The sequence below is a fragment of the Mycobacterium marseillense genome, from assembly GCF_010731675.1.
Lineage (GTDB): Bacteria > Actinomycetota > Actinomycetes > Mycobacteriales > Mycobacteriaceae > Mycobacterium > Mycobacterium marseillense.
The window spans coordinates 2,027,555-2,050,821 of the sequence record NZ_AP022584.1 but is presented as its reverse complement, the minus strand read 5'-3'; the positions used below and the strand labels follow the sequence as shown (position 1 = coordinate 2,050,821).

30 protein-coding genes are annotated in these 23,267 nt (G+C 68.6%); 13 read left to right on the top strand and 17 right to left on the bottom strand.

The features are described from left to right. Positions 1 to 4: 4 nt before the first annotated feature. Positions 5 to 718, bottom strand: a complete 714-nt coding sequence (gene lexA, locus G6N26_RS09065) for a transcriptional repressor LexA (protein WP_067176629.1) — start codon at positions 716 to 718, stop codon at positions 5 to 7. A 302-nt stretch (positions 719 to 1,020) separates the two neighbouring features. Here lexA and G6N26_RS09060 point away from each other — a divergent pair, with 302 nt between their 5' ends. From G6N26_RS09060 to G6N26_RS09050, 3 genes are all read left to right on the top strand, one after another. After that, a complete protein-coding gene (locus G6N26_RS09060; protein ID WP_067176632.1) occupies positions 1,021 to 1,515 on the top strand; it encodes a LysM peptidoglycan-binding domain-containing protein in 495 nt (164 codons plus the stop codon). Between the two features lie 151 nt (positions 1,516 to 1,666). Beyond that, positions 1,667 to 2,131, top strand: coding sequence for a transcriptional regulator NrdR (nrdR, locus tag G6N26_RS09055; protein ID WP_008258565.1), 465 nt, complete (start codon positions 1,667 to 1,669; stop codon positions 2,129 to 2,131). 44 nt (positions 2,132 to 2,175) lie between these two features. Beyond that, positions 2,176 to 2,661 carry a peroxynitrite isomerase gene (locus tag G6N26_RS09050; protein WP_067176635.1) on the top strand — a complete coding sequence of 162 codons (486 nt, stop codon included), beginning with the start codon at positions 2,176 to 2,178 and terminating at the stop codon, positions 2,659 to 2,661. Positions 2,662 to 2,673: 12 nt separating this feature from the next. On the opposite strand, the gene G6N26_RS09045 is transcribed toward G6N26_RS09050, so the two are convergent. Genes G6N26_RS09045 through G6N26_RS09035 form a run of 3 tightly spaced genes read right to left on the bottom strand, consistent with a single transcriptional unit; the run spans position 2,674 to position 5,471 of the window. After that, positions 2,674 to 3,360 (bottom strand): PhzF family phenazine biosynthesis protein, encoded by a 687-nt coding sequence (locus tag G6N26_RS09045; protein WP_067176639.1) that lies wholly within the window; start codon positions 3,358 to 3,360, stop codon positions 2,674 to 2,676. 47 nt (positions 3,361 to 3,407) lie between these two features. After that, the gene (locus tag G6N26_RS09040; RefSeq protein WP_067176642.1) at positions 3,408 to 4,439 is read right to left on the bottom strand and encodes an alpha/beta fold hydrolase; all 1,032 of its coding nucleotides are present in this window, start codon (positions 4,437 to 4,439) and stop codon (positions 3,408 to 3,410) included. A gap of 60 nt (positions 4,440 to 4,499) precedes the next feature. Further along, positions 4,500 to 5,471 carry a proteasome assembly chaperone family protein gene (locus G6N26_RS09035; RefSeq protein WP_067176645.1) on the bottom strand — a complete coding sequence of 324 codons (972 nt, stop codon included), beginning with the start codon at positions 5,469 to 5,471 and terminating at the stop codon, positions 4,500 to 4,502. 229 nt (positions 5,472 to 5,700) lie between these two features. On the opposite strand from G6N26_RS09035, the gene G6N26_RS09030 reads away from it, so the two are divergent. Continuing rightward, positions 5,701 to 6,537, top strand: coding sequence for a trypsin-like serine peptidase (locus tag G6N26_RS09030; RefSeq protein ID WP_067176648.1), 837 nt, complete (start codon positions 5,701 to 5,703; stop codon positions 6,535 to 6,537). A gap of 106 nt (positions 6,538 to 6,643) precedes the next feature. On the opposite strand, the gene sthA is transcribed toward G6N26_RS09030, so the two are convergent. Continuing rightward, positions 6,644 to 8,059, bottom strand: coding sequence for a Si-specific NAD(P)(+) transhydrogenase (sthA, locus tag G6N26_RS09025; protein ID WP_067176651.1), 1,416 nt, complete (start codon positions 8,057 to 8,059; stop codon positions 6,644 to 6,646). A gap of 113 nt (positions 8,060 to 8,172) precedes the next feature. Between sthA and G6N26_RS09020 the strand changes: the two genes are divergently transcribed. Beyond that, on the top strand, positions 8,173 to 9,234 hold the full coding sequence (locus G6N26_RS09020; protein WP_083017355.1) for a DUF4192 domain-containing protein: 1,062 nt from the start codon (positions 8,173 to 8,175) through the stop codon (positions 9,232 to 9,234). A 22-nt stretch (positions 9,235 to 9,256) separates the two neighbouring features. Here the strand turns inward: G6N26_RS09020 and G6N26_RS09015 are convergent, their stop codons facing one another. The 3 genes from G6N26_RS09015 to G6N26_RS09005 all read right to left on the bottom strand — a co-directional run bounded on the left by G6N26_RS09015 (position 9,257) and on the right by G6N26_RS09005 (position 11,647). Beyond that, entirely contained in the window at positions 9,257 to 9,946 is a 690-nt protein-coding gene (locus tag G6N26_RS09015; RefSeq protein WP_067176657.1) for a metal-dependent transcriptional regulator, read from the bottom strand. Between the two features lie 130 nt (positions 9,947 to 10,076). Beyond that, complete coding sequence (sigB, locus tag G6N26_RS09010; protein ID WP_082991580.1) at positions 10,077 to 11,066, bottom strand: sigma-70 family RNA polymerase sigma factor SigB; 990 nt, start codon at positions 11,064 to 11,066, stop codon at positions 10,077 to 10,079. Positions 11,067 to 11,200: 134 nt separating this feature from the next. Continuing rightward, on the bottom strand, positions 11,201 to 11,647 hold the full coding sequence (locus G6N26_RS09005) for a DUF3099 domain-containing protein (protein WP_139799122.1): 447 nt from the start codon (positions 11,645 to 11,647) through the stop codon (positions 11,201 to 11,203). Positions 11,648 to 11,717: 70 nt separating this feature from the next. Here G6N26_RS09005 and G6N26_RS09000 point away from each other — a divergent pair, with 70 nt between their 5' ends. Next, complete coding sequence (locus tag G6N26_RS09000; RefSeq protein WP_067176667.1) at positions 11,718 to 11,957, top strand: DUF3039 domain-containing protein; 240 nt, start codon at positions 11,718 to 11,720, stop codon at positions 11,955 to 11,957. On the opposite strand, the gene G6N26_RS08995 is transcribed toward G6N26_RS09000, so the two are convergent. Continuing rightward, a complete protein-coding gene (locus G6N26_RS08995) occupies positions 11,958 to 12,959 on the bottom strand; it encodes a YihY/virulence factor BrkB family protein (RefSeq protein ID WP_083017351.1) in 1,002 nt (333 codons plus the stop codon). It abuts the gene before it with no gap. Positions 12,960 to 13,029: 70 nt separating this feature from the next. After that, positions 13,030 to 13,215: a DUF7455 domain-containing protein gene (locus G6N26_RS08990; RefSeq protein WP_008258551.1), complete on the bottom strand. Its 186-nt coding sequence runs from the start codon at positions 13,213 to 13,215 to the stop codon at positions 13,030 to 13,032. Between the two features lie 122 nt (positions 13,216 to 13,337). Between G6N26_RS08990 and G6N26_RS08985 the strand changes: the two genes are divergently transcribed. Continuing rightward, positions 13,338 to 13,727: a DUF952 domain-containing protein gene (locus tag G6N26_RS08985; protein ID WP_083017349.1), complete on the top strand. Its 390-nt coding sequence runs from the start codon at positions 13,338 to 13,340 to the stop codon at positions 13,725 to 13,727. On the opposite strand, the gene G6N26_RS08980 is transcribed toward G6N26_RS08985, so the two are convergent. From G6N26_RS08980 to ppgK, 3 genes are all read right to left on the bottom strand, one after another. Next, positions 13,700 to 14,089, bottom strand: a complete 390-nt coding sequence (locus G6N26_RS08980) for a RidA family protein (RefSeq protein ID WP_083017347.1) — start codon at positions 14,087 to 14,089, stop codon at positions 13,700 to 13,702. The genes G6N26_RS08985 and G6N26_RS08980 overlap by 28 nt on opposite strands. 133 nt (positions 14,090 to 14,222) lie before the next feature. Then, positions 14,223 to 15,734 (bottom strand): RNA polymerase sigma factor, encoded by a 1,512-nt coding sequence (locus tag G6N26_RS08975; RefSeq protein WP_139799121.1) that lies wholly within the window; start codon positions 15,732 to 15,734, stop codon positions 14,223 to 14,225. 177 nt (positions 15,735 to 15,911) lie between these two features. Next, positions 15,912 to 16,721 (bottom strand): polyphosphate--glucose phosphotransferase, encoded by an 810-nt coding sequence (gene ppgK, locus G6N26_RS08970; protein WP_083017343.1) that lies wholly within the window; start codon positions 16,719 to 16,721, stop codon positions 15,912 to 15,914. A 103-nt stretch (positions 16,722 to 16,824) separates the two neighbouring features. On the opposite strand from ppgK, the gene G6N26_RS08965 reads away from it, so the two are divergent. Beyond that, the gene (locus G6N26_RS08965; protein ID WP_083017341.1) at positions 16,825 to 17,703 is read left to right on the top strand and encodes an inositol monophosphatase family protein; all 879 of its coding nucleotides are present in this window, start codon (positions 16,825 to 16,827) and stop codon (positions 17,701 to 17,703) included. A 5-nt stretch (positions 17,704 to 17,708) separates the two neighbouring features. On the opposite strand, the gene cei is transcribed toward G6N26_RS08965, so the two are convergent. Continuing rightward, entirely contained in the window at positions 17,709 to 18,359 is a 651-nt protein-coding gene (gene cei, locus G6N26_RS08960; RefSeq protein WP_067176688.1) for an envelope integrity protein Cei, read from the bottom strand. A gap of 205 nt (positions 18,360 to 18,564) precedes the next feature. Here cei and G6N26_RS08955 point away from each other — a divergent pair, with 205 nt between their 5' ends. Continuing rightward, a complete protein-coding gene (locus tag G6N26_RS08955; RefSeq protein ID WP_008258544.1) occupies positions 18,565 to 18,867 on the top strand; it encodes a DUF4193 domain-containing protein in 303 nt (100 codons plus the stop codon). A 9-nt stretch (positions 18,868 to 18,876) separates the two neighbouring features. Here the strand turns inward: G6N26_RS08955 and G6N26_RS08950 are convergent, their stop codons facing one another. After that, the gene (locus G6N26_RS08950; protein ID WP_067176691.1) at positions 18,877 to 19,362 is read right to left on the bottom strand and encodes a DUF3093 domain-containing protein; all 486 of its coding nucleotides are present in this window, start codon (positions 19,360 to 19,362) and stop codon (positions 18,877 to 18,879) included. Positions 19,363 to 19,387: 25 nt separating this feature from the next. On the opposite strand from G6N26_RS08950, the gene dut reads away from it, so the two are divergent. Next, on the top strand, positions 19,388 to 19,852 hold the full coding sequence (gene dut / locus G6N26_RS08945; RefSeq protein ID WP_067176693.1) for a dUTP diphosphatase: 465 nt from the start codon (positions 19,388 to 19,390) through the stop codon (positions 19,850 to 19,852). Positions 19,853 to 19,895: 43 nt separating this feature from the next. Continuing rightward, positions 19,896 to 20,669 (top strand): DUF3710 domain-containing protein, encoded by a 774-nt coding sequence (locus G6N26_RS08940; protein ID WP_083017339.1) that lies wholly within the window; start codon positions 19,896 to 19,898, stop codon positions 20,667 to 20,669. Positions 20,670 to 20,685: 16 nt separating this feature from the next. Here G6N26_RS08940 and G6N26_RS08935 read toward each other — a convergent pair whose 3' ends face one another. Continuing rightward, a complete protein-coding gene (locus G6N26_RS08935; RefSeq protein ID WP_083017337.1) occupies positions 20,686 to 21,387 on the bottom strand; it encodes a hypothetical protein in 702 nt (233 codons plus the stop codon). A gap of 136 nt (positions 21,388 to 21,523) precedes the next feature. Between G6N26_RS08935 and G6N26_RS08930 the strand changes: the two genes are divergently transcribed. Next, the gene (locus G6N26_RS08930; RefSeq protein WP_003875251.1) at positions 21,524 to 21,892 is read left to right on the top strand and encodes an OB-fold nucleic acid binding domain-containing protein; all 369 of its coding nucleotides are present in this window, start codon (positions 21,524 to 21,526) and stop codon (positions 21,890 to 21,892) included. 74 nt (positions 21,893 to 21,966) lie between these two features. Next, positions 21,967 to 22,596, top strand: coding sequence for a DUF3159 domain-containing protein (locus tag G6N26_RS08925; protein WP_179960357.1), 630 nt, complete (start codon positions 21,967 to 21,969; stop codon positions 22,594 to 22,596). Here G6N26_RS08925 and G6N26_RS08920 read toward each other — a convergent pair. Further along, positions 22,593 to 23,249, bottom strand: a complete 657-nt coding sequence (locus G6N26_RS08920; protein WP_067176702.1) for a potassium channel family protein — start codon at positions 23,247 to 23,249, stop codon at positions 22,593 to 22,595. The genes G6N26_RS08925 and G6N26_RS08920 overlap by 4 nt on opposite strands. Positions 23,250 to 23,267: the final 18 nt, after the last annotated feature.

Sequence of the window (23,267 nt, the reverse complement as noted above, 5' to 3'; positions counted from 1 at the left end):
GTCGTCAGACCTTGCGGATCACCGTCACGACCTTGCCCAGCACGGTCGCGTCGTTGCCCGGAATGGGGTCGAACGCCGGGTTGTGCGGCATCAGCCACACCTGACCGCCGGCGCGTTTGAACGTCTTGACCGTGGCCTCGCCATCGAGCATCGCCGCGACGATGTCACCGTTGTCGGCGACGTTCTGCTGGCGCACCACCACCCAGTCGCCGTCACAGATCGCGGCCTCCACCATCGAGTCGCCCACCACTTTGAGCAGGAACAGCGTGCCTTCGCCGACCAGCTCACGCGGCAGCGGGAACACATCTTCGACGGCTTCTTCGGCCAGGATCGGTCCACCGGCCGCGATTCGTCCGAGAACCGGGACGAACGTGGGTTCCGGCAACGCATCCGACCCGGCCACCTCGGTGGCAGGCGCGGCCACGTCGTCGTCGGCGCCGCGGACGTCGACCGCCCGGGGGCGGTTGGGGTCGCGGCGCAAATACCCCTTGCGTTCCAGGGTGCGCAGCTGGTGCGCGACCGAGGACGTCGACGTCAGCCCGACGGCGTCGCCGATCTCCCGGATGCTCGGGGGATAGCCGCGGCTGGTCACCGAGGCGCGAATGACGTTCAAGATGGTGCGCTGCCGTTCGGTCAGCGCGGAATCCACGGAGTGCAGCCGGCCGTCCGCCGCGGCCGGGCCAGCGTCGTTCGGGGAAATGTCGTTGCTGTCGCCCATGCCACTGAATGTAGCCGCACCGACGACAAGAATCAAACATGTGTTCGACTAGCGTGTCGCCCGGGCGCCGCCCGTCGGAAAAGGTCGGAAAAGCGCCGCCATCGGCCGAATCACAAATGTGTAACTCTTGCCGCGACCGGGTATTTGGGCCTTGTGACAGTGGTAGAGGCCGACGGAGTTGTCGGTGGTGTGATCTAGCGTTTTGCTCGTGCGACACGCTTCGCTCAAATGTTCGGGTTTCGAACACACAAGCGATTAGAGTCGAACACACGAGCGAGAGCTAGTTGACCGGAGGAACGCAGATGACAGTCATCCACACGCTTGCGCCGCGTACCAGCAGTCTTCGGCGCCCGATCAACGGACCGGTTCAGGGCGTTCGGTACGGCAGGGACGGTGCGACCCGTTCCCGCAGGCCCGCCCCGTCGCGGCCGGCGGGCGCGGCGACACGCTACTACGGCACCGGGGTCGCGATGTCTGTCGCTCCGCACCGCAGGCGCGTCGTCACCTGGGCGACCACGGTTGGGCTGGCGTTGGCCGCCGGGGCGATCACCTTGTGGCTGGGTCTCGTCGCGAACGTCGGGCAGGCCCTCAACGGCGACGCGACAAACGCGGCCGCGCCCGTTCCGAACCGGCTCGCCGTCGTGCGGGTCGACGCGGGGGAGTCGCTGCAGGATGTCGCTCACCGCGTGGCGCCCGACGCGCCGGCCACCGAGGTGGCTGACCGCATCCGTGAGCTCAACGACCTGAACTCGCCGACACTGGTCGCCGGCCAAACGCTGATCGCTCCGATCGGCTGACAGCGGTTGTGCCCCAACGGCTCCGGCTCGTGAGGTGTCCGGCCGGCGTGGTCCCGGCCCGGGGACGGCGGCTCCGTTAGCCGTGCAGGTCAGCGCACAGGTACGCTCAAAGTTCTGCGTTACCTGGTTGTCGGCACGGTGAGGAGCGGTCATGCACTGTCCCTTCTGCCGTCATCCGGATTCCCGGGTGATCGACTCGCGCGAAACCGACGAGGGGCAGGCCATCCGGCGCCGCCGATCGTGCCCGGAGTGCGGAAAACGTTTCACCACCGTGGAAACCGCGGTCCTGGCGGTGGTCAAGCGGAGCGGCGTCACCGAACCCTTCAGCAGGGAAAAGGTCATCAGCGGCGTCCGCCGGGCCTGCCAGGGCCGCCAGGTGGACGACGACGCGCTGAATCTGCTGGCCCAGCAGGTCGAAGACACGGTGCGCGCGGTGGCCTCCCCGGAAGTCCCCAGCCACGAGGTCGGCTTGGCCATCCTGGGGCCGCTGCGCGATCTCGACGAGGTGGCGTACCTGCGGTTCGCGTCGGTGTACCGGTCTTTCGAGTCCGCGGACGACTTCGAGCGCGAGATCCAGGCGCTGCGTGAGCACCGCGGAGTGGCGACTCCGGGCTGATGGATCGCGCGAGCCCGGGCCGGGCGGCCCGCTAGGCTCGAAGGATGCCCCCTGAGTTGCATCCGGACCTCGCGGCCCTGGCCCCGCTCCTCGGCACCTGGGCCGGTCAGGGTGCGGGCAAGTACCCGACGATCCCGCCCTTCGACTACCTCGAAGAAGTCACGTTCGCCCATGTGGGCAAACCGTTTTTGGCCTACGCCCAGAAGACCAAGGCGGTGGCCGATGGCAAGCCGTTACACGCCGAGACGGGATATCTCCGCGTGCCGCAGCCGGGCCACGTCGAACTGGTGCTGGCCCATCCGAGTGGCATCACCGAGATCGAGGTCGGCACCTATTCGGTCACCGGCGACCGCATCGAAATGCAGATGACCACCACGACGGTCGGCCTGACGCCTACCGCCAAAGAGGTGACGGGACTAGGGCGTTCCTTCCGCATCGACGGCGATGAGCTCTCCTACACGGTGCAGATGGGCGCGGTAGGCCAGCCGCTGCAAGACCACCTCGCCGCGGTGTTGCATCGGCAGCGCTGAGCGTCCGCGCCGTCAGTCCAGCTGTCGCACACCGTCGTTGACCACCCGCCCGGCCACTGCCACCCAGCCCTCGGCGCTCCACGTGGTTTCGATGACGGAACCGTTGCCCTGGGTGATCCGCAGGCTTTGGCTCAGGTAGTCGGTGATCCGCATGGCGGCCGAACCGGTCGCCTCGTCTTCGGGCACGCCGAGGTTGGCGCCGAACATGCGCACCCGCAGCGACCCGGTATCCCGGTCGGTCCAGGCCCACAGGTAGTGCGCCGTATCGTCGGGAAAGTCCGTCGGGTCGGCGGCGAGAACATCGTCGGCCGAGCCGAATTCGTGCAGCGCGAACTCGGGCGCCCATTCCGCGCGTGCGCTGATGCGGGTGTGTTGGGCGTCGTAGCCCACCTGCACGATTCCTGCCGGTATCTGCAGCGTGTTGATCGGTGATCCGTTCTCCCGCAGCCACCACGAGGCGCCCACCGTCGGGTGCCCGGCGAACGGGAGTTCCGTCCTGGGCGTGTAGATGGTGGCGTGCGCGGTCGCGGAGCCCGCGGCCGGAAGATCAACGAAAACCGTTTCGCTGTAACCCAATTGGGTCGCCACCCGCTGCCGGTCCGCGACCCGGACCTGGCCGGCATCCACCACGCCGAGCGGATTGCCGAAATTGCCGTCCGCATCGGTGAACACTCTCAACACCGTGACGTCGATACCCATGGCCCGACTGTACGACGCGGAACCCGCCCGCCTCGATCAAGGTGGGATCAGGTGGCGCTGCGTTCGTCGGACCCCATCGCGTTGAGCACGGCGACGCGGGTGGGGGCCGGGCCGGTGACGGCCTGCTCGCCGCCGCCGGTGCGCAGCAGCCCGCGCAGGGCGGCCTGATCGTATTCGGCGGGAGCGGTCGAGTCCATGAAGCGCTCGACGACCTCGATGAAGCGGGCCGGATCGTCGTGAAACGGAAAGTGGCCGGAGCCCTCGAAGATTTCAAGCCGCGAACCGGGCATCGCGGCATGGGCCATCCATGCATGCCGGACCGGAACCACCACATCCTTGGTGCCCCAGACGATCTGCACCGGGATGGCCTCGGTCAAATAACATCGGTCGAGCATGGTGACGATCTGCCCGCGCCAGTCCACCACCGCCCGTAGGGTTCGGCTGAACGCCGCCGACGCCGTCGGTTCCGGCAGGTCATCAAGGATGCGCAGCACGTTGGGCAGGTCGCGGCCCAGGCCGGTGCTGCCCAGCGCGGCGCCCAGGACGCGGCCCACGACCTGAACCGCCGGCAGCACCAGGGGCAACCGCAGCAGGGCGATGGCCTCGCTGCCCATCGGCAGCGATGCCCACCGCAACACGAAGTTGACGTCCTTGGTCACGCCGCCGGCGCCCACCAGGATCAGCCGCTCCACCAAATGCGGGAACTGGTAGGCGAATTGCATGGCCACACCGCCGCCCAGCGAATGGCCGACGATGGTGACCCGCTCGATGTCGAGCACGCTGAGCAGGTCCCGCATCCCGTTGGCGTACGCCGCGATCGAGTAGTCGGCGCGCGGCTTGTCGGACTGGCCGTGACCCAGCAGGTCCGGGGCGATGACCGTGAAGCGCTGGGCGAGCTTGGCCTGCACGGCATTCCACGTGGTGGAGTTGTCGCCGATGCCGTGGATCAGCAGGATCGCCGGCCCGGAGCCGGCGATGCGGTACGCGCGCCGGTAACCGTGGATGGTGCGGAACTCGAGTTTGGGTGCGGTCACTTCACGCACCGGGCGGAGCCTGTTCTTGCGCTTCCGCTCGGTCATAGGGCCAACCTTGCTGTCGGGCCGGGCTAAGGGCGGTGGCTAAGGGCTTGCGCTAGGAGGTCAGGCCTGGTCGTCGTCGTCGAACTTCTTCTCCGCCTGCTGGGCCAGAAAACGCTCGAACTCCGCGCCCAGCTCGTCGCCGCTCGGCAGATCCTCGTCGCGAGCCAGCAACGATCTGTTCTCCTGAGCGTCGATGAAGGCATCGTACTGGCGCTCCAGCGCGGCCACCACCTGAGCAACCTCTGCGCTCGCCTCGACCTGCTCGTCGATCTTGGCCCGAATCACTTCCGCCGCTTCGGTCAACGCGGTCAGCGGCAGCTCCAAGGACGCGGTCTTGGCGACCTGCTCGAGCAACGCTTGCGCGGCGGCCGGGTAGTCGGTCTGCGTGAGGTAGTGCGGGACGTGCACGGTGTAGCCGACCACCTCATGGCCGTGCTGGCCCATCCGGTATTCCAGCAGGTTCGATGCGCTGCCGGGGACCTGGATCTCCGAGATCCACGGCTGGAAAGTCGCGATCAGCTCCGGGTTGTTGGAGTGCGCGGTCATGGTCGTCGGTCGCGTGTGCGGAACCGCCATCGGGACGGTGCCCAGGCCGATGGTCTGGCGCACGCCGAGGCGCTCGGCCAGCAGGCGCACCGCGGTGATGAAGCGCTCCCACTTGAGATCCGGCTCCATCCCGGCGAGCAGCAGGAACGGCGTGCCGATCGTGTCGCGCATCGCGTAGAGGCTCAGTTCCGGATCGTCATAGTTCGTGAAGTGATCGGTCTTGAAGGTCATGAGCGGCCGCCGTGAGCGGTAGTCCAGCAATTCGTCGATCGCGAACGACGCGACCAGCTCGGTGTCCAGCACCGCCTTGAGATGCGAGGCCGCCAACCGGATGGCGTGACCGGCGTCGGAAAAGCCCTCCAGGGCGTGCACCAGCACGGGACCGCGCCCGTCGGACGTCGACAGCTGCGGCGCCGGCAGCTCCAGCTCGTACATGCCCGGTTGCCCTGGCTGGTACTGATCACCTGGGTCTTGATGGTGATCCATCTTCGGTCGCCTCCTCTCGCAGGTCTCTTTAGGGTGCCCTACCCAGTGTCCCCCGAATCAGGCGGCACCCACATCGAACAGCGAACTCGGGTCCGCGCTTACAGGCAGAAACGCGATAATGCTCGGACGTAATCCGGTGCGAACATATCGGTCGGCCCCGCCGGCGCGTCAGCAAACCCCTTGGCGCAGCGCGTCGCGCGGAAGTCGGCTCGTCATCGCATGGTCGGGCATGATGAAGGCGATGCGCATACCGATCCTGGTGCTCTGCTCGGTGGTGGGGGTGGCGACGTCGCTGACGTCGTGTCACCGGCCCGTCGAGCAGGTGTCGGGCGCGCCGGTGTCGGCGCCGCGGACCAGTGGCCCCGTCCAGCGGCTCAGCCAGCCCGAGCAGAAGGCCGCGGCGGCTCCGGTGGAGCCGGATCGGCGCATCGGGGCGATCTTCATTGACGGCGGGCCGCTCCACGTTTGCACCGGCTCGGTGGTGCATTCGAAGGGCGGCGACCTGATCATGACCGCGGCGCACTGCTTGGCCGGAGCGTCGCTGATCACCTTCGTTCCCGGTTTCGTCGGCGACGCCGCTCCCGCTCCCACCGACGTGTGGAAGGCGGACGCGGTCTACCTCGATCCGCGCTGGGTGGCCAGCAAGGACCCGCACGCCGACTACGCGATCGCGCGGGTCAGCAACGACACCGGCACCGACGTCGAGTCCCGCGCCGGTTTGGCGCTGACGCTGGGCGTGACGCCCCCACCGGGCAGTCGCGTGACCGTGCTGGGCTATCCGGTCGGTGTGGGCGGGGCGCCCATCGGGTGCCAGGGCACCACCTCGGTCAGCGACACCGGATTCCCCGCGCTGGCCTGCGAGGGTCTGGTGGACGGCACCAGCGGCGCCCCCTGGGTCAGCGGCACCACGCTGACCGGACTGATCGGCGGCCTGGAGCGCGGTGGGTGCGGCGCCGACATGTCGTACTCGGCGCCGTTCGACGCGCAGACCGCGGAGCTGCTGGCCCGCGCGGAGGTCGGCGGCCCGGGGGATCCCGTACCGAGCGACCTGCAGGACGCCTGCTAGCGGCGATCGCCAGCGCGGCGGAGCCGGGCGCAGCGGGTCGCCGCCATCTGGCTAGCGGCGATCGCCAGCGCGGCGGAGCCGGGCGCAGCGGGTCGCCGCCATCTGGCTAGCGGCGAAACTGGTTGAGCGCACGCACTTTGTTCATCACGTCGAGCGCGGCCACCTTGTAGGCCTCGGAAAACGTGGGGTAGTTGAAAACGGCGTCCACCAGGTAGTCCACTGTGCCCCCGCACCCCATCACCGCCTGCCCGATGTGCACCATCTCGGTGGCGCTGGTCCCGAAGATGTGCACGCCGAGCAGCTTGAGGTCCTCGGTGGACACCAGCAGCTTGAGCATCCCGTAGGAGTCCCCGGCGATCTGGCCGCGGGCCAGCTCCCGGTACCGCGCCACCCCGACCTCATAGGGGATCGAGTCCTTGGTCAGCTCCACCTCGGTGGCGCCGACGTAGGAGACCTCGGGGATCGAGTAGATGCCGATCGGCTGCAGCTCGGTGATCCCGTCGCACGCTTCCCCGAACGCGTGATAGGCGGCCAGCCGGCCCTGCTCCATCGAGGTGGCGGCCAGCGCCGGGAAACCGATCACGTCCCCGACGGCGTAGATGTGGGGCACCTTCGTCTGGAAGTTGTCGTCGACGAAGATTCGGCCGCGGTTGTCGGCCTCCAGCTCGGCGTGGTGCAGGTCCAGATGGTCGGTCTGGCCCTGGCGTCCGGCCGAGTACATCACGGTCTCGGCGGGAATCTGCTTGCCGCTGGCCAAGGTGGTGACGGTGCCCGCTGAGCCGACGTCGACCGCGGTCACCTCCTCGCCGAACCGGAACGTCACCGCCAAATCGCGCAGGTGGAACTTCAAGGCCTCGACCACCTCGGGGTCGCAGAAGTCCAGCATGTCGCCGCGCTTTTCCACCACGGTCACCTTGGTGCCCAGCGCGGCGAACATCGAGGCGTATTCGATGCCGATGACGCCGGCGCCGACGACCACCATCGAGGCGGGCAGCGTCTTGAGGTCGAGGATCCCGTCGGAGTCGAGCACGCGCTCTTCGTCGAACTCGACGCCGGACGGCCGCGCCGGCCGGGTGCCGGTGGCAATGACGATGTATTTGCCACTGATGGTTATCTTTTCGCGCCGCGACGGGTCTTCGACCTCGACGGTGTGCGGGTCGACGAACCGCCCGTGGCCGATCAGCAGGTCGATGCGGTTGCGCATCAGCTGGTTGCGCACCACGTCGACTTCCTTGCCAATCACATGCTGGGTGCGAGCCAGCAGATCGGCCGGCGTGATCTTCTCTTTCACCCGATAGCTCGCGCCGTAGAGTTCACGCTGGCTCATCCCGGTGAGGTAAAGCACCGCCTCGCGCAACGTCTTTGACGGGATGGTGCCGGTCTGCACGCACACGCCGCCGATCATCTGGCCGCGTTCGACGATGGCGACCGACTTGCCCAGCTTGGCCGAAGCGATCGCGGCCTTCTGCCCGCCGGGCCCCGAACCGATGACCACCATGTCGTACTCTTGCGCCGAGCCCATGGGCTAAACAGTAGAGCAGCACAACTCACAGTGCCGGGTTCATCCACAGCGGCGCCGCCGCGCCGATGCGCGCGAGCACCTGCTGACGGGGGCGGCCGTCAGCGTTGGTGCTCATGACCACGCATGCACAACCCGACTTCGAGCTTTCCCGCCCCGGCGCGCTCATCGCCGCGCTGCCCGCCGTTCTCGGCTTCATTCCCGAAAATTCATTGGTACTAGTGTCTTTGGAGGATCGGCAGCTCGGGTCGGTGATGCGCGTCGACCTCTCCGACGAGTTGACCGGCCGGGTCGGTCATCTGGCGGAGGTCGCCGCGGCGGCGCGGCCCCAGGCCGTCATCGCGGTGATCGTCGACGCGGACGGCGCGCACTGTCCCAGCTGCAACGAGGAGTACCGGGAGCTGTGTGAGGCGCTCGCAGAGTCCTTGGCGCAGCACGACATTGAGCTCTGGGCAACCCACGTGGTCGACCGGGTCGCCCTCGGCGGGCGGTGGCATTGTGTCGAGGGCTGTGGGTCGAGCGGCCTCGTCGAGGATCCCTCGGCGTCACCGCTGGCCGCCGCGGCGGTGCTGGAGGGCAGGCGGCTCTACCCACGCCGCGCCGACCTGCAGGCGGTCATCGCACCCGACGACCCGACGCGCAGCGCCGCGCTGGCCGGCGCGGTCGGCCGGCAGGCCACCCGCCGCCGGGCCGCCCACCGCGCGCATCCGGTCCGCTGCACCCGCGCCGACGTGGAGGGCGCGATGGCGGCGGCCGCCCGGGTCGCCTCGGGTGAATCGCTGCCCGACACCGAACTGGCGGCGTTGGGCTGCGCGCTGAGCGACCCGCAGGTACGCGACATCCTGTACGCGCTCGCCGTCGGCGAGGGCGCCGACGACGTCGAATCGTTGTGGGCGGTGCTGGCGCGCACCCTGCCGCCGCCGTGGCGGGTCGAGGCGCTGGTCCTGCTCGCGTTCAGCGCCTACGCCCGCGGCGACGGCCCGCTGGCCGGGGTGTCGCTCCAGGAGGCGCTGCGGTGTGAGCCCGAGCATCGGATGGCGGGCATGCTGGACACCGCCTTGCAGTCGGGCCTGCGGCCCGAGGACATCCGGGATCTCGCGCTCACCGGGTACCGGCTTGCCGAACAGTTCGGGGTGCGGCTACCGCCGCGGCGGCCGTTCGGCCGCAGGGCGGGCTAGCCGGGGGCGATGGGGTGGTGGGTCAGACCTTTTCGACCTTGACCGCGTGGGCCATCTCGTGGGGGAGGGTGACGTTTTCGTGGCCCGGGATGACGATGGTCACGCCGGCGGGGCCGGTCTCGACGGTCACCCGCGCGTTGGGGACCACACCGGCGTCCTTGAGGCGGGTGATCAGGTCGGTGTCGCCCTGGACGTGTTCGGTCAGTTGCCGGACCACCACGGCCACCGGGGAGCCGGGCGGCAGCTCGGTCAGCCGGACGAGGTTGGCCTCCTCGGCGCCGGACTCGGGGCCGACGCCCAGGTCCAGAAGCCCGGGGATCGGGTTGCCGAAGGGCGACGTGGTGGGGTGGTTGAGCACCTTGACCAAACGCCGCTCGACTTCCTCGCTCATCACGTGCTCCCAGCGGCACGCCTCGGCGTGCACTTCTTCCCAGGGCACGCCGATGACGTCGACCAGCAGTCGCTCGGCGAGGCGGTGCTTGCGCATGACGGCCACGGCCAGCGCGCGGCCTTTGTCGGTGAGCTCGAGGTGGCGGTCACCGGCCACGTGAAGCAACCCGTCGCGCTCCATCCGGGACACGGTTTGGCTGACAGTCGGCCCGCTCTGATCGAGGCGCTCGGCGATTCGGGCACGTAGCGGCGTTACGCCCTCTTCTTCGAGGTCGTAGATGGTCCGCAGGTACATCTCGGTGGTGTCAACCAGGTCGTTCATTCAGCACCTTCCATCGACGCTGAGTCTACTTGGCCAGCTGCATGAATGGGTGTAACGCCTCCCAGGCAAGCAGTATGCCCGCCGCTGACGCGGCGGGCATACCGTCTTGCTACCTAGTCTGAGTGAGTTGTCAGCTCGCGTACGACCGTAGCCTGTCGGCGCGCTCCCCGTTGCGGAGTTTGGACATTACGTCCCGCTCGATCTGGCGGACCCGCTCACGGGACAGCCCGAACAGCTTGCCGATCTGGTCCAGCGTGCGGGGCTGGCCGTCGTCGAGGCCGAACCGCAGCCGGATGACCTGGTGCTCGCGCTCGTCGAGCGTGGCGAGCACGCTGCGGATGTCGGTGTGCAACAACTCGGCGATCACCGCGTTCTCGGCTGACATCGCTTCGGCGTCCTCGATGAAATCACCCAGCGGGGCTTCTTCTTCGGAGCCGACCGGCATGTCCAGGCTCACCGGGTCGCGGCTGTGCTCGAGCAGGTCGTTGATCTTCTCGACCGGGATGCCGGACTCGGCGGCCAGTTCCTCATCGGTGGCCTCGCGACCCAGGTTCTGGTGCATCTCCCGCTTGATCCGCGCCAGCTTGTTGACCTGTTCCACCAGGTGGACGGGCAGCCGGATGGTGCGGCTCTGGTCGGCCATGCCGCGGGTGATGGCCTGACGGATCCACCACGTCGCGTAGGTCGAGAACTTGAATCCCTTTGTGTAGTCGAACTTTTCCATCGCGCGAATCAGCCCGAGGTTGCCCTCCTGGATCAGGTCCAACAGCGGCATCCCGCGACCCGTGTACCGCTTGGCCAGCGACACCACCAGGCGCAGGTTCGCTTCCAGCAGGTGACGGCGTGCGGCCTTACCATCGCGCACCACGGCCTCTAGATCGCGTTTACGGTTCTCCCCGAGGCGCTTACGCGTTTCGAGCAGGTGCTCGGCATAGAGCCCCGCTTCGATGCGCTTCGCGAGTTCAACTTCCCCCGCCGCGTTCAGCAACGCCGTCTTGCCGATCCCGTTCAAATACACGCGCACTAGATCCGCCGCGGGGCTCTGAGCATCCAGATCGCCGTCAAATCTGCTCGTGCTGGCGTTCGCCATAGCGACCTCCCGTTCGGCTTGTACTGTCATCGAGTTCAACGACCGATCAGGTTTCAGAGTTCCCAGCGGTTCCCCATCTCACACGTCTTGACGTGCACAAATGTGCCGAAGACCTGAGAATGTCCTGAGAAGTGCGCCGCGACGGCACCTAACGGCAACGACGGCTAGCCGTCGTTGATTCCGCCCCGCGCGTCGGGCGGCCACCCCGGCTCGGGGTGTCGCGGAGCCTCGAGCGCCGGGCGTTCGGGCCGGGGGAACAGAGGGGTGCGCCGGCGAGCGTTGTCGAACCGGCGGGGCTCGTCGGGGCGGCGCGGCGGCCGGTCGTTGGCGATCAGCACGGCCATCCAGGGCAGGGGAATCGACACCGCCACGATCGCCAGAGAAATCAGGCCGTTGTGCCACGCGCCGTAGGCGAGCGCGGCGAGAATCAGCGCCGGAATCCGGAAAGCCATCAGGGTCAGGTATTTACGGACCCGCGCGCGATGCTGTTCCTCATAGGAGGGCTCGGCCGCGGTGATCAGTACCGGGCGGCCTTTGTTGCCGGCGAAGTCATCGAAGCTGCCGTCGAACCCCGCGTCGGAGCCGTGCTTCATTTCTCCACTGTCCCACACCTGGACGAATCCGGCTTGGCCGGTTTCGGGTCAGCTGGGCAGCGCACCGGGCAGTGCAAGAATGTCTGGTATGCAGACCCAGACGATCGAGCGCACCGAGACCGACGAACGCGTCGACGACGGGACCGACAGCGACACACCCAAGTATTTCCACTACGTCAAGAAGGACAAGATCGCCGAGAGCGCGGTGATGGGCAACCACGTCGTGGCGTTGTGCGGCGAGGTGTTCCCCGTCACCAAGGCGGCCAAGCCGGGCTCGCCCGTCTGCCCCGAGTGCAAGCAGATCTACGACCGGCTCAAGAAGGGCTGATCACCCGGGCGGCTTCGCCGGCGCGGTATCGCGTTGTTGTGTCGCGGGATTCGCGATCGGGCTGGCCAGCGTCTCCACCGTCCGCTTCAGGGCGGGCGAACGCGAGAACAACCAGTTGCGCACCCGGTGGGCGTGCGTGGTGGGCGCGGGAAATTCCTCCTGGACGGCCGCGTTGAGTTCGGCGCCGAGCATGATCGCGAAGCCGCCGAAGAACGCGAACAGCAGGAAAGCGATCGGGGTGGACAGCGCGCCGTAGGTGTAGCCGGTGCTGGTGATCCAGCGCAGGTAGAACCGCAGGCCCAGCGTCGCGGTGACGAACACCGTGGTCGCCAGCATCGCGCCGAGGATCAGCCGGTGGGACGGCAGCGGTTCGGGCAGTGCGACCCGGTACAGGATCATCACCCCGAGCGTGAGGCCGATGATCAGCGCCGGGTAGTAGCCGTAGCGCAGCATGTTGGACAGGCCGAGCGGGATATGCTCTTCCACCTTGCGCGGGCCCACCACCACCAGCGGCGCCGTCGCCACCACGACCACCAGCATCACGACGTAGAGAAACAGCGCGAAAAAGCGCTGCCGCACCGGGTGGCGCAACGGCGTCTGGTCATGGGCCTCGACGACGGAGTCGACGAACGCCGAGATGGCCGACGACCCCGCCCACAGCGAGATGATGAAACCCAACGACACCACCTCGCCGCGGGCGTTGTTGGCGATGTCGCGGACCGTCGGCTCGATGATCTCGTTGACCACGCTGGGGGAGAACACGCTGTGTGCGGTCGAAATGAGCTGCCGCAGGATGTTGGGCAGCATGTCCGGACCGAACAGCGGCGCCACGTAGGCCATGGTGCCCAGCATCCCGAGCAGCAACGGCGGCAGTGACAACGCGGACCAAAAACCCGCCTGAGCCGACTCGGAAAAGATTGAGTCGTCCCAGCTCTTGGACAGCGCCCTCAGGGTGATTCGCCAAATGTGGTGGCGCGACGGTTTTGCGACCTGATCGCTCATACCAGTCCAGCATTACCGAAGATCGCGCGCGCTGCCCACATTGGCGACGGGCGAGTTCGGGGGAGCCGGCCTAGCTTCCGCTGACCTCCAGCACGGCGTCCAGCTCGGTCAGCTTGGCCTCATGCTCGTTGGCGTGGTGCTGGCAGAAGAGAAGCTCGAGGCCGGAAGGCAGCTTGGCGCGTACACGAGCCGCGGCACCGCAGCGGTCGCAGCGGTCGGCCCGTGTCAGTTCAGGACTCGTCAGAGTTGCATTCATGGCTTCTCCGTTCTCGTACATTCACTTTCTCAGACGTATGGCGTTTTCGCCTTGTTCCCCGATCGTTATCGGGTGTGTCGTTTCTCACGACCTGGTCAGGTTTGGTTTGGACGGTCTCTAAGGTGGCGGTCGTGACGTTCGCTGCCGACGTGCTGGTGCACCTGTGCGGGGCCGAGCAGTGGGCGCAGGCCCGCCGTGACGGCGCGATCAGCCCCGCCGACGGCGGCGACTTCATCCATCTGTCGTCGCCCCGGCAGGTCCACCTGCCCGCCAACCGGCTCTACCGGGGCCGGCGCGACCTGGTGCTGTTGCACATCGACCCGGGCCGGCTCGACGCACCGGTGCGCTGGGAGCCGGGAGTGGCAACCGATCCGGAGTCGATGTTGTTCCCGCACCTGTACGGCACCCTGCCGGTCGCGGCGGTGACCCGGGTCACCGCCTACCCTCCGGACCCCGACGGCGGCTTCGCGCCGATCGGCCCGGCTCAAGGTCCGCCGGTGGAGTCGACGTAGGCGTCGGCCTCGATCTCCACCAGCAACTCGGGCGCGATCAGCGCCGAGACCTCGACCATGGTGGCCGCGGGACGGATCGCGCCGAACACCTCCTCGTGCACGGCCCCCACCTCGCGCCAGCGCGAGACATCGGTGACGTAGATGCGCGTGCGCACCACGTCGGTGAGTGACGCGCCGGCCTGTTGCAACGCGATGTCGATGCGCCGCAACGCATCTCGCGCCTGGGCGGCGATGTCACCGGCGGGCCCGGTGCCGGTTGTCCCGGCCACCCACACATGCGGACCGACCCGCACCGCGCGCGAGTAACCGACCACCGATTCGAAGTCGGATCCGGAGAGGACCACGTGACGGTGTGCTGGCATGCGCCTCACCGTACGACGCCGGCGCCGTCGGCGCAGCCGAATTTCCCCGCCGCAGCGGCCGTTTGGCCGGCCTGCGTTCAGCGCGCCGCAAAACAGCTTGTGCGCCAATCGTTCTCGCGAACGACCGACCGGATTAGTCGAGGTAGTCGCGCAGCACCTGCGAACGGCTGGGGTGGCGCAACTTCGACATCGTCTTGGACTCGATCTGGCGGATGCGCTCACGGGTCACCCCGTACACCTGCCCGATCTCGTCCAGGGTGCGCGGCTGGCCGTCGGTGAGACCGAACCGCAGGCGCACCACACCGGCCTCGCGCTCGGACAGCGTCTCGAGCACCGACTGCAACTGGTCCTGCAGCAGGGTGAACGACACGGCGTCGACGGCCACCACGGCTTCGCTGTCCTCGATGAAATCGCCCAGCTGGCTGTCGCCCTCGTCGCCGATGGTCTGGTCCAGCGAGATCGGCTCACGCGCGTATTGCTGGATCTCGAGCACCTTCTCGGGCGTGATGTCCATTTCCTTGGCCAGCTCTTCGGGCGTGGGCTCGCGGCCCAGGTCCTGCAGCAGCTCGCGCTGGATGCGGCCCAGCTTGTTGATCACCTCGACCATGTGCACCGGGATGCGGATGGTGCGGGCCTGGTCGGCCATGGCCCGGGTGATGGCCTGACGGATCCACCACGTGGCGTACGTGGAGAACTTGTAGCCCTTGGTGTAGTCGAACTTCTCGACCGCGCGGATCAGACCCAGGTTGCCTTCCTGGATGAGGTCGAGGAACGCCATCCCGCGGCCCGTGTAGCGCTTGGCCAGCGACACCACCAGCCGCAGGTTGGCCTCGAGCAGATGGTTTTTGGCCCGGTCGCCGTCGCGGCAGATCCACTGCATGTCGCGGCGCTGGGCGGCAGGCAGTTTGTCGCCGCGCTCGGTCAGCTCGGTCATGAGCTGCGTGGCATAAAGGCCGGCCTCGATGCGCTTGGCCAGCTCGACCTCTTCCTCGGCGTTGAGCAGCGCGACCTTACCGATCTGCTTGAGGTACGCGCGAACCGAGTCGGCGGAGGCGGTGAGCTCGGCGTCCTTGCGGGCCTGGCGCAGCGCCTCGGATTCGTCCTCGTCCCAGACGAAATCGCCGGAGGCCTTGTCCTTTTCGGTGGGCTCGGCGATCTCGTCGTCCTCTTCGGCCGCGACCTCGGTGGTCGCCGCGGGAGCGGGCTTCTCCTCGTCGTCACTCTCGTCGGAGTCGGCCGATGCGCTGTCGGAGTCTTCGCCGTCGGTCGCTACGTCGTCCTCGAGGTCGTCGAGGCTCAGGTCGCTGTCGATGTCGAGGTCTTCGCCGGGCTCGCCCTCGAGGTCGGGCTCGTTGTCGAGATCCTCGACGGCGCCGTCGGAATCGAGCGCGTCGGGATCCGCGGGTCCGCCCTTGGCCGCCTTGGTGCCGCGCCCCTTGGCCTCGGCTCCCTTGGCGCGGGCCTTCTTGGCGGGTTCGGCTGCGTCGGATTTGGTGGACCGCGAGGCGGTCTTGGCGGCCCGCTTGGCGGGCGCGGAGCCATTGGCGGCCTTGGCCGCCGGACGCTTGGCGGGGGACGACGGAGACTTCGTGGCGGTGCGTTTCACCGGCCCATCGGTTGCCGGGCTTGCCTTGGTCGCTGCCACTTACACCCCTTCGTTTGGGCTCACCTTCGGTGGGTAGTGGGCATGGTTAACCGAAAGTGTCTGCTATGTCGATGTCGGCGTTGGTATCAGCGTGCGTAGTCGCACGCTATCGGTTGGGCGTTCGCCGATCACCATTGTAACGACAGTGCGCGGTACTACAGCTCTGCCGGGCGAAATTCAGTGGGTCACGTCCGAGGTGGCGGCCATCGCCGCGCCGACGATCCCGGCGGTGTTGAGCAGGGCGGCGGCCACCACCGGGGTGCGGTTTTCGAGCAGCGGCAGCCATTTGTCGGCCTTGCGGCTGATGCCGCCCCCGGCGATGAACAAATCCGGCCACATCGCGTTCTCGATGCTCACCAGCACCTCGGTCACGTGTTTGGTCCATTTTTCGTAGGACCAGCCCTTCTTTTCCTTCACCGAGGAGGCCGCGCGTTGCTCGGCTTCCTTGCCGCCGACCTCCAAGTGCCCGAACTCGGTGTTGGGGATCAGCGTGCCGTTGTGGATGACCGCCGAGCCGATGCCGGTGCCGAAGGTCAGCAGAATCACCAGACCAGTCTGGTTTCTGCCCGCCCCGTAGTGCTCCTCGGCCAGGCCGGCCGCGTCGGCGTCGTTGAGGACCGTGACGTCCTGGCCGTTGAGCTCGGCGCTGATGATGTCGCGGGCGTTGGCGCCGATCCAGGACTTGTCCACGTTGGCCGCGGTCTGCGCGACGCCGTGCGTGACCACCCCGGGATAGGTCACCCCGAGGGGCCCGGTCCAGCCGAATTCGTTGACGACGGCGGCGATGGTCTTGGCGACCGCCGACGGCGTCGCGGGTTGCGGGGTCAGCAGTTTGACCCGCTCGCCGATCAACAGCCCGGTGTCCATGTCGACGATGCCGCCCTTGATGCCGCTGCCCCCGACGTCGATGCCGAAGCCGCGGCGCTGTGGCGCGCCGTCGGCCGGTGCGGTGCCGGGCGTGTCCGTGGTCGAGTCGGTGCTGGTCATCGAATCTCCTCGGCGTGACGAAGGCTGTCCGCTCACCTTAACGCCGCGCCGCGGGGAGCCCGCGGTGTCTGCGCGCCCCCGGCGACTGTGGTCCGATAGACCGGTGACCCATTCCGATGAGGAGCTCGTGCGGCTGCGTTCGGTGGCCGAAACCGTGGCCACGGAGGCCGCCGCGTTCGTGCGGCGCCGGCGCGCCGAGGTGTTCGGCGCCGAGGCTGCCGGCGTGGCAGGCCCGGACAGCGGCGCGGTGCGGACCAAGAGCAGCCCGACCGATCCGGTGACGGTGGTCGACACCGAGACCGAGCGCCTGTTGCGGGACCGGCTGGCCGAATTACGGCCTGGGGACCCCATTCTCGGCGAGGAGGGCGGCGGCCCGACCGACCCGGCGGCCACGCCGGCCGGCTCGGTGACCTGGGTGCTCGATCCCATCGACGGCACAGTGAACTTCGTCTACGGCGTCCCCGCCTACGCGGTGTCGGTCGCCGCACAGGTCAACGGGGAGTCGGTGGCCGGGGCGGTCGCCGACGTCGTGGGCGACCGGGTGTACTCGGCGGCCAGCGGCCTCGGCGCGCACGTCACCGACGGCCAGGGGACCCAGCCGTTGCAGTGCGCGGCGGTCGAGGACGTGTCGATGGCGTTGCTGGGCACCGGTTTCGGCTATTCGCGGCAGCGCCGCGCGGCGCAGGCGGCGCTGTTGGCGCGCATGCTGCCGGTGGTCCGCGATGTTCGGCGCATCGGCTCGGCGGCGCTGGATCTGTGCATGGTGGCCTCGGGCCGGCTGGACGCCTACTACGAGCACGGCCTGAAGGTGTGGGACCGCGCCGCGGGGGCGCTGATCGCCGCCGAGGCGGGGGCCAGGGTGGTGCTGCCCGCGCACGACGCCGCCGGGGCGGGATTGGTGCTGGCCGCCGCCCCCGGGATCGCCGACGAGCTGCTGGCCGTCCTGGAGCGGTTCAACGGCCTGGACCCGATCCTGGATTGACGGCCTCAGCAGCTGCTGGCGTGAATCTTGGCCAGCAGCGTGGGATCTGACGGCTCGCTGGCGCCGGGCCGCAGGGTGGCGAGCACGGCGTCGATGTCGTCGTTGTGGGCCAAGGCGCTGAAGTCGGTTCCCAGGGCGAGGTCGACGGAGTCGTCGGCGCGGCTGTCGTTGAACAGTTCGGTGCACGGCGCCACCAGCCACACCGCCGCGGCGGTGGCCTGTCCGGCGGTGCCGAAACGGATTTGGCCTTGGCAGGCGAGCCGGGTGCCCGCATACAGCGGGTCGTTGGCGGCGGTCGGCTGCGCGAAGCCGAGGTCTTTCATCGCCCCGGCGACGTCGCCGGCCTGCCCGCCCCGGCCGCTGGCATTGAGGACGCGGACCTTGGTGTCGGCGAGCTTGGCGGGCGCGACGTCCATCATGGCGCTGCGCGACACCTGCTCACCGAGTTGGGCCGACGCCGAACCGGTCGGCTGCGGCGGGGGATTGCACACCGCCGCCTCGTGCACCTTGGCGGGCCGCGTCAGGGCCACGGTCCAGATGACGGCGGTGGCCACTGCGAGGAAAATCACCACGACGACTGCGGGCTTGGGGTTGCGCCGCCGGAAGGGCCGACCATGCTTGTCAAAGGCAGTACCCTCGGTGATTTGTGTGACCACAGCTGCACTCTAACCGCACCACAAACCCACTGTTCAGAAGCGAGCGCAAGGGTGAAAATGGTGCTGTGACGTAAATCACACCTTAATGGGCCGCGATACGGGCACGAATCATTTGGTGGATGCGTTCGACGCTGGTACAAAGCGATGCTTGAGATTTACGAGGGCATGCAGAGGCAAGCAGAGGCAATAGGGCAGGGGAATAGATATGCCTACCGACTACGACGCTCCACGGCGTACCGAAACGGACGACGTTTCGGAGGACTCGCTGGAGGAGCTCAAAGCGCGACGGAACGAGGCGGCCTCGGCTGTCGTCGATGTCGACGAATCTGAATCCGCTGAGAATTTTGAACTGCCCGGTGCCGACCTGTCCGGTGAAGAACTCTCGGTCCGTGTCGTTCCGAAGCAGGCTGACGAGTTCACCTGCTCGAGTTGCTTTCTGGTGCAACACCGCAGTCGGCTGGCCAGCGAGAAGAACGGCGTGATGATCTGTACCGACTGCGCGGCCTGATAGCTGCCCTTACCTTGTCAGGGCCGACAGCACCCGATCGGGGTGACGACAGCTCACCAGCCAGTACGGCGTCGGGTCGTCCGGGTCGTCGAGGACGACCAGGATCATCGGCGCCACCCATGCCCGGTGCAGCACGTAGGCGGCCGGGTCGAGTTGGCGGCCCAACGCCGCGGACTTGGCCGACGGCGCTACCGGTGCGGAGCGGGCGATCGCGGTGACCGGCAGGTGCGCGTGGCCCGCCCACAGTTCCACTTCCCCGGGCACGGACGGGTTGGCGGTGACCCGGATCTCGACGCGGCCCAGCCACAACAGCGCCGCGGCCGCCACCGCGAACAGCGTGGCGTACGGCCACCAGGAGGAGTGGCGGGTGACGCCCATGTTGAACTCGAACGCGATGATGCCGGCGAGCGCGAGGGCCGGCGGCCACCACCACCACGGGACCCACAATCGTTCGCGATACCGCACGTTGTGCGGCGCGACGCGCGTATCGGACACGCAGTCAAGGGTAGTCTGTGGCCCCGTGTCGACCAGTCTGGCCATCGTCCGCCTTGACCCCGAGCTTCCGCTGCCCGCCCGCGCCCACGAAGGCGACGCGGGGATCGACCTCTACAGCGCCGAAGACGTCAAACTCGAGCCCGGGCGGCGCGCCCTGGTGCGCACGGGCGTAGCGGTCGCCATCCCGTTCGGCATGGTCGGCCTGGTGCACCCTCGGTCGGGATTGGCTGCGCGCGTTGGGCTTTCGATCGTCAACAGTCCCGGTACCATCGACGCCGGCTACCGCGGCGAAATCAAGGTCGCGCTGATCAACCTCGATCCGGCCGAGCCGATCGTGGTGCATCGCGGCGACCGCATCGCGCAGCTGTTGGTGCAGCGGGTCGAGTTGGTGGAGCTGGTCGAGGTCTCGTCGTTCGACGAGGCCGGGCTGGCCGACACGTCCCGTGGCGACGGTGGTCACGGTTCCTCCGGCGGACACGCGAGTCTGTGATGCGCCGGCGAGCAGGGCGAAGCGATGAAAAGGAGCGGCGCTGATGGCTGCATTCGGTAAACGCTCACGCAAGGACGACGGCGTCCCCGCCGCGGACGCGCAGCCGGACGGGGCCGTGATGCCCGGTGCCGACGAGCCCGCCGCCGAGGAACTCGAGGGCCCGTTCGACATCGAGGACTTCGACGACCCCGCCGTCGCCGAGCTGGCCCGGCTCGACCTGGGCTCGGTGCTGATCCCCATGCCCGAGGCCGGCCAGTTGCAGGTCGAGCTGACCGAAACCGGTGTCCCGAGCGCGGTCTGGGTCGTCACGCCCAACGGACGCTTCACCATCGCCGCCTACGCGGCGCCCAAGACGGGCGGGCTGTGGCGTGAGGTCGCCGGCGAGCTCGCCGAGTCGCTGCGCAATGACTCGGCCCAGGTCAGCATCAAGGACGGGCCGTGGGGGCGCGAAGTGGTCGGCACCGCCACCGGCGTGGTGCGCTTCATCGGTGTCGACGGATACCGCTGGATGATCCGCTGCGTCATCAACGGCGCCCACGAGACGATGGAGGCGCTCGAGCAGGAGGCGCGAGCGGCGTTGGCGGACACCGTGGTTCGCCGCGGCGACACACCCCTTCCGGTGCGCACACCGCTGGCCGTGCAGCTGCCCGAGCCGATGGCGCAACAGCTGCGCGAGGCCGCCGCGGCGCAACAGGCCTCACCACAAGCGGAGGCGCAGCAAGCCGAGGAGCAGCAGCCCCCTGCCGACGAGCCCGCCGCGCGCCGCAGCGCCGACGGGTCGGCGATGCAACAGCTGCGCACCACCACCGGCGGCTGAGCTCCGAGCGGGCCGGCTAGCTCAGCTCGGCCAGCGCCTGCAGGCAGGCCGCGCCCAGCGCGGCGGGATCCGCCCCGATCTCATCCAGCGTCACCATGCGCAGCGCCGCGCGCGGCGCCGCGGCGACCCAGTCGACACCGGCCTGCAGCGGATGGATCGGATCGTCGACCGCGGCCGCCACCGCCAGCGGCGAGGCCAGCCCGGCCAACTCGTCGCAGCTCGGCGCGACGTAGGCGGCCGCCTCTTCCATGGCGTCCGGCAGGTGCGGCCACTGGGCGCCCCACGATCGGGTCAGCTCGTCGGCCAGCCACGGCGGGCTGGACGCCCGCATCTGGATGGTCGTCGCCGCCAGGCCGTCGGCGCGCAATTGGGAGGCCGAATACCGCGCCGCGAGGGCGGCCGGCGCCTCACCCGGCGCGCCCGCCCACGCCGGCAGCGCGGCCAGCACCGCGACCGTCCGGTCCGGATGGGCCAGCGCCCACGCCGCCGCCACCGCCGCTCCGATCGACACGCCGCCGACGGCGATCGGGCCTTCGCGCGCCGCGGCATCCAGGGCCGCCAGGTAGCCGTCGACCAGCTGGTCGGGGCGCGGCGCCGGGGTCACCAGCACGCCCCCAACCTCGGCGATCGGGCGCGAGAACGCCCGGTGAACGTAGTCGTCATCGGAGCCGGTGCCGGGCAACAACACCGTCGTGACGCGGTTCAGATCGACCACCACCCCTCGATAGTGCACGGCGTTGACCTGCGGTCCAACATCACGTTTGAGTCGGTTGGCGCTGGGGAACCAAGAGGTCTACGGTGTCCGTTGGCATAAATGGAAGCGTCGAGGCTTATCAGCATTGTCAGGAGTGGCCATGGGGGCCCAAGGGTATCTGCGCCGGCTGACCCGTCGGTTGACAGAGGATCCGGAGCAGCGCGACTCTGAGGAACTGTCCGACGAAGTCGCAAGCACCGGAGCGCAACGGGCTATCGATTGCGAGCGTGGCCAGGAGGTCACGATGGTCGGCACGCTGCGCAGCGTGGAATGCAACGGCAGGGCCTGCGCCGGTGGAGTGCGCGCCGAATTGTTCGACGGCAGCGACACCGTCACGCTCGTGTGGCTGGGCCAGCGCCGCATCCCCGGCATCGACTCGGGCCGCACCCTGCGCGTGCGGGGTCGCCTCGGCAAGCTCGAGAACGGAACCAAGGCGATCTACAACCCGCACTACGAAATTCAACGGTGACCGTCCCAGAAGGCTTCGGCGGGCCAACCCCGCCCGGCCGGGAGCCGGGCACATCGGAACAAACCGCTAGCCGCATCAGTCCCGAGCGCCTGCTGGCGCAGGCGGGCGGTGTCAGCGGCGTCATCTACTCCTCGCTCCCGGTGATCGTCTTCGTCATCGCCTCGAGCGTGTCGGGGCTCGTCCCGGCCATCGCGGCCGCGCTGGGGGTCGCCGCGCTGGTCCTGGTGTGGCGGCTGATTCGGCGGGATTCCCCGCAACCCGCGTTCTCCGGGTTCTTCGGGGTGGCGCTGTGCGCGCTGATCGCCTACGTGCTGGGGGAGTCCAAGGGCTATTTCCTGCTGGGCATCTGGATGTCGCTGGTGTGGGCGGTGGTCGTGGCGGCGTCGGTGCTGATCCGGCGGCCGCTGGTGGGCTACGCGTGGAGCTGGGCCAGCGGGCGCGGCGACGCCTGGCGCAGCGTTCCCCGGGCCGTCCTGGCGTTCGACATCGCGTCGGTGGGCTGGGTGCTGGTGTTCGCCGCCCGCTTCGTGGTCCAGGGGCTGCTCTACGACGCCGATCGCACCGGGTGGCTCGCGGCGGCGCGGATCGGGATGGGCTGGCCGCTGACCGTGCTGGCCGCGCTGGCGACCTACGCGGCGATCAAGTCGGCCCAGCGCGCCATCGCCGCGGGGGCCGAACTGGCGCCCCGCACGGTGGGCGATTAGCCCAACAGCAGCTTCTGCAACTCCTCTTCGGCCTCGGCGACCGCCACGAAGAGCAGCTCGTCGCCGCCCTCCAGCGGCTCGTCCTCCTCGGGCACGATGACCCGCGGGCCGCGCAGGATCGTCACCAGCGAGGTGTCGCGCGGCAGCTGCAGTTTGCGCACCGGCTTGCCGCCCCACGGCGTGTCGTCGGGCAGGGTGATCTCGACGAGGTTGGCCTGCCCCTTGCGGAACTCCATCAGCCGCACGAGATCACCGACGGCGACGGCCTCCTCGATGAGCGACGCCAGCATGCGCGGCGTCGACACCGCGACGTCGACGCCCCAGGCGTCGGTGAACAGCCACTCGTTGCGCGGGTCGTTGACCCGGGCCACTACGCGGGGCACCGCGAATTCGGTTTTGGCCAAGAGGCTTAGCACGACGTTGGCCTTGTCGTCGCCGGTGGCGGCGACGACCACGTCGAACTCCTGCATGTGCACCGATTCCAGCAGCGTCAACTCGCACGCGTCGCCCAGGCGCCAGTGCGCGGCCGGGATGGCGTCGACGTCGACGTGGTCGGGGTTGCGCTCGATCAACGTCACGTCGTGGCCGTTGCCGATCAGTTCCCGCGTGACCGAGCGACCGACCGCACCGGCACCGGCAACCGCTACCTTCATATGCGCCGTCTCCTCAAA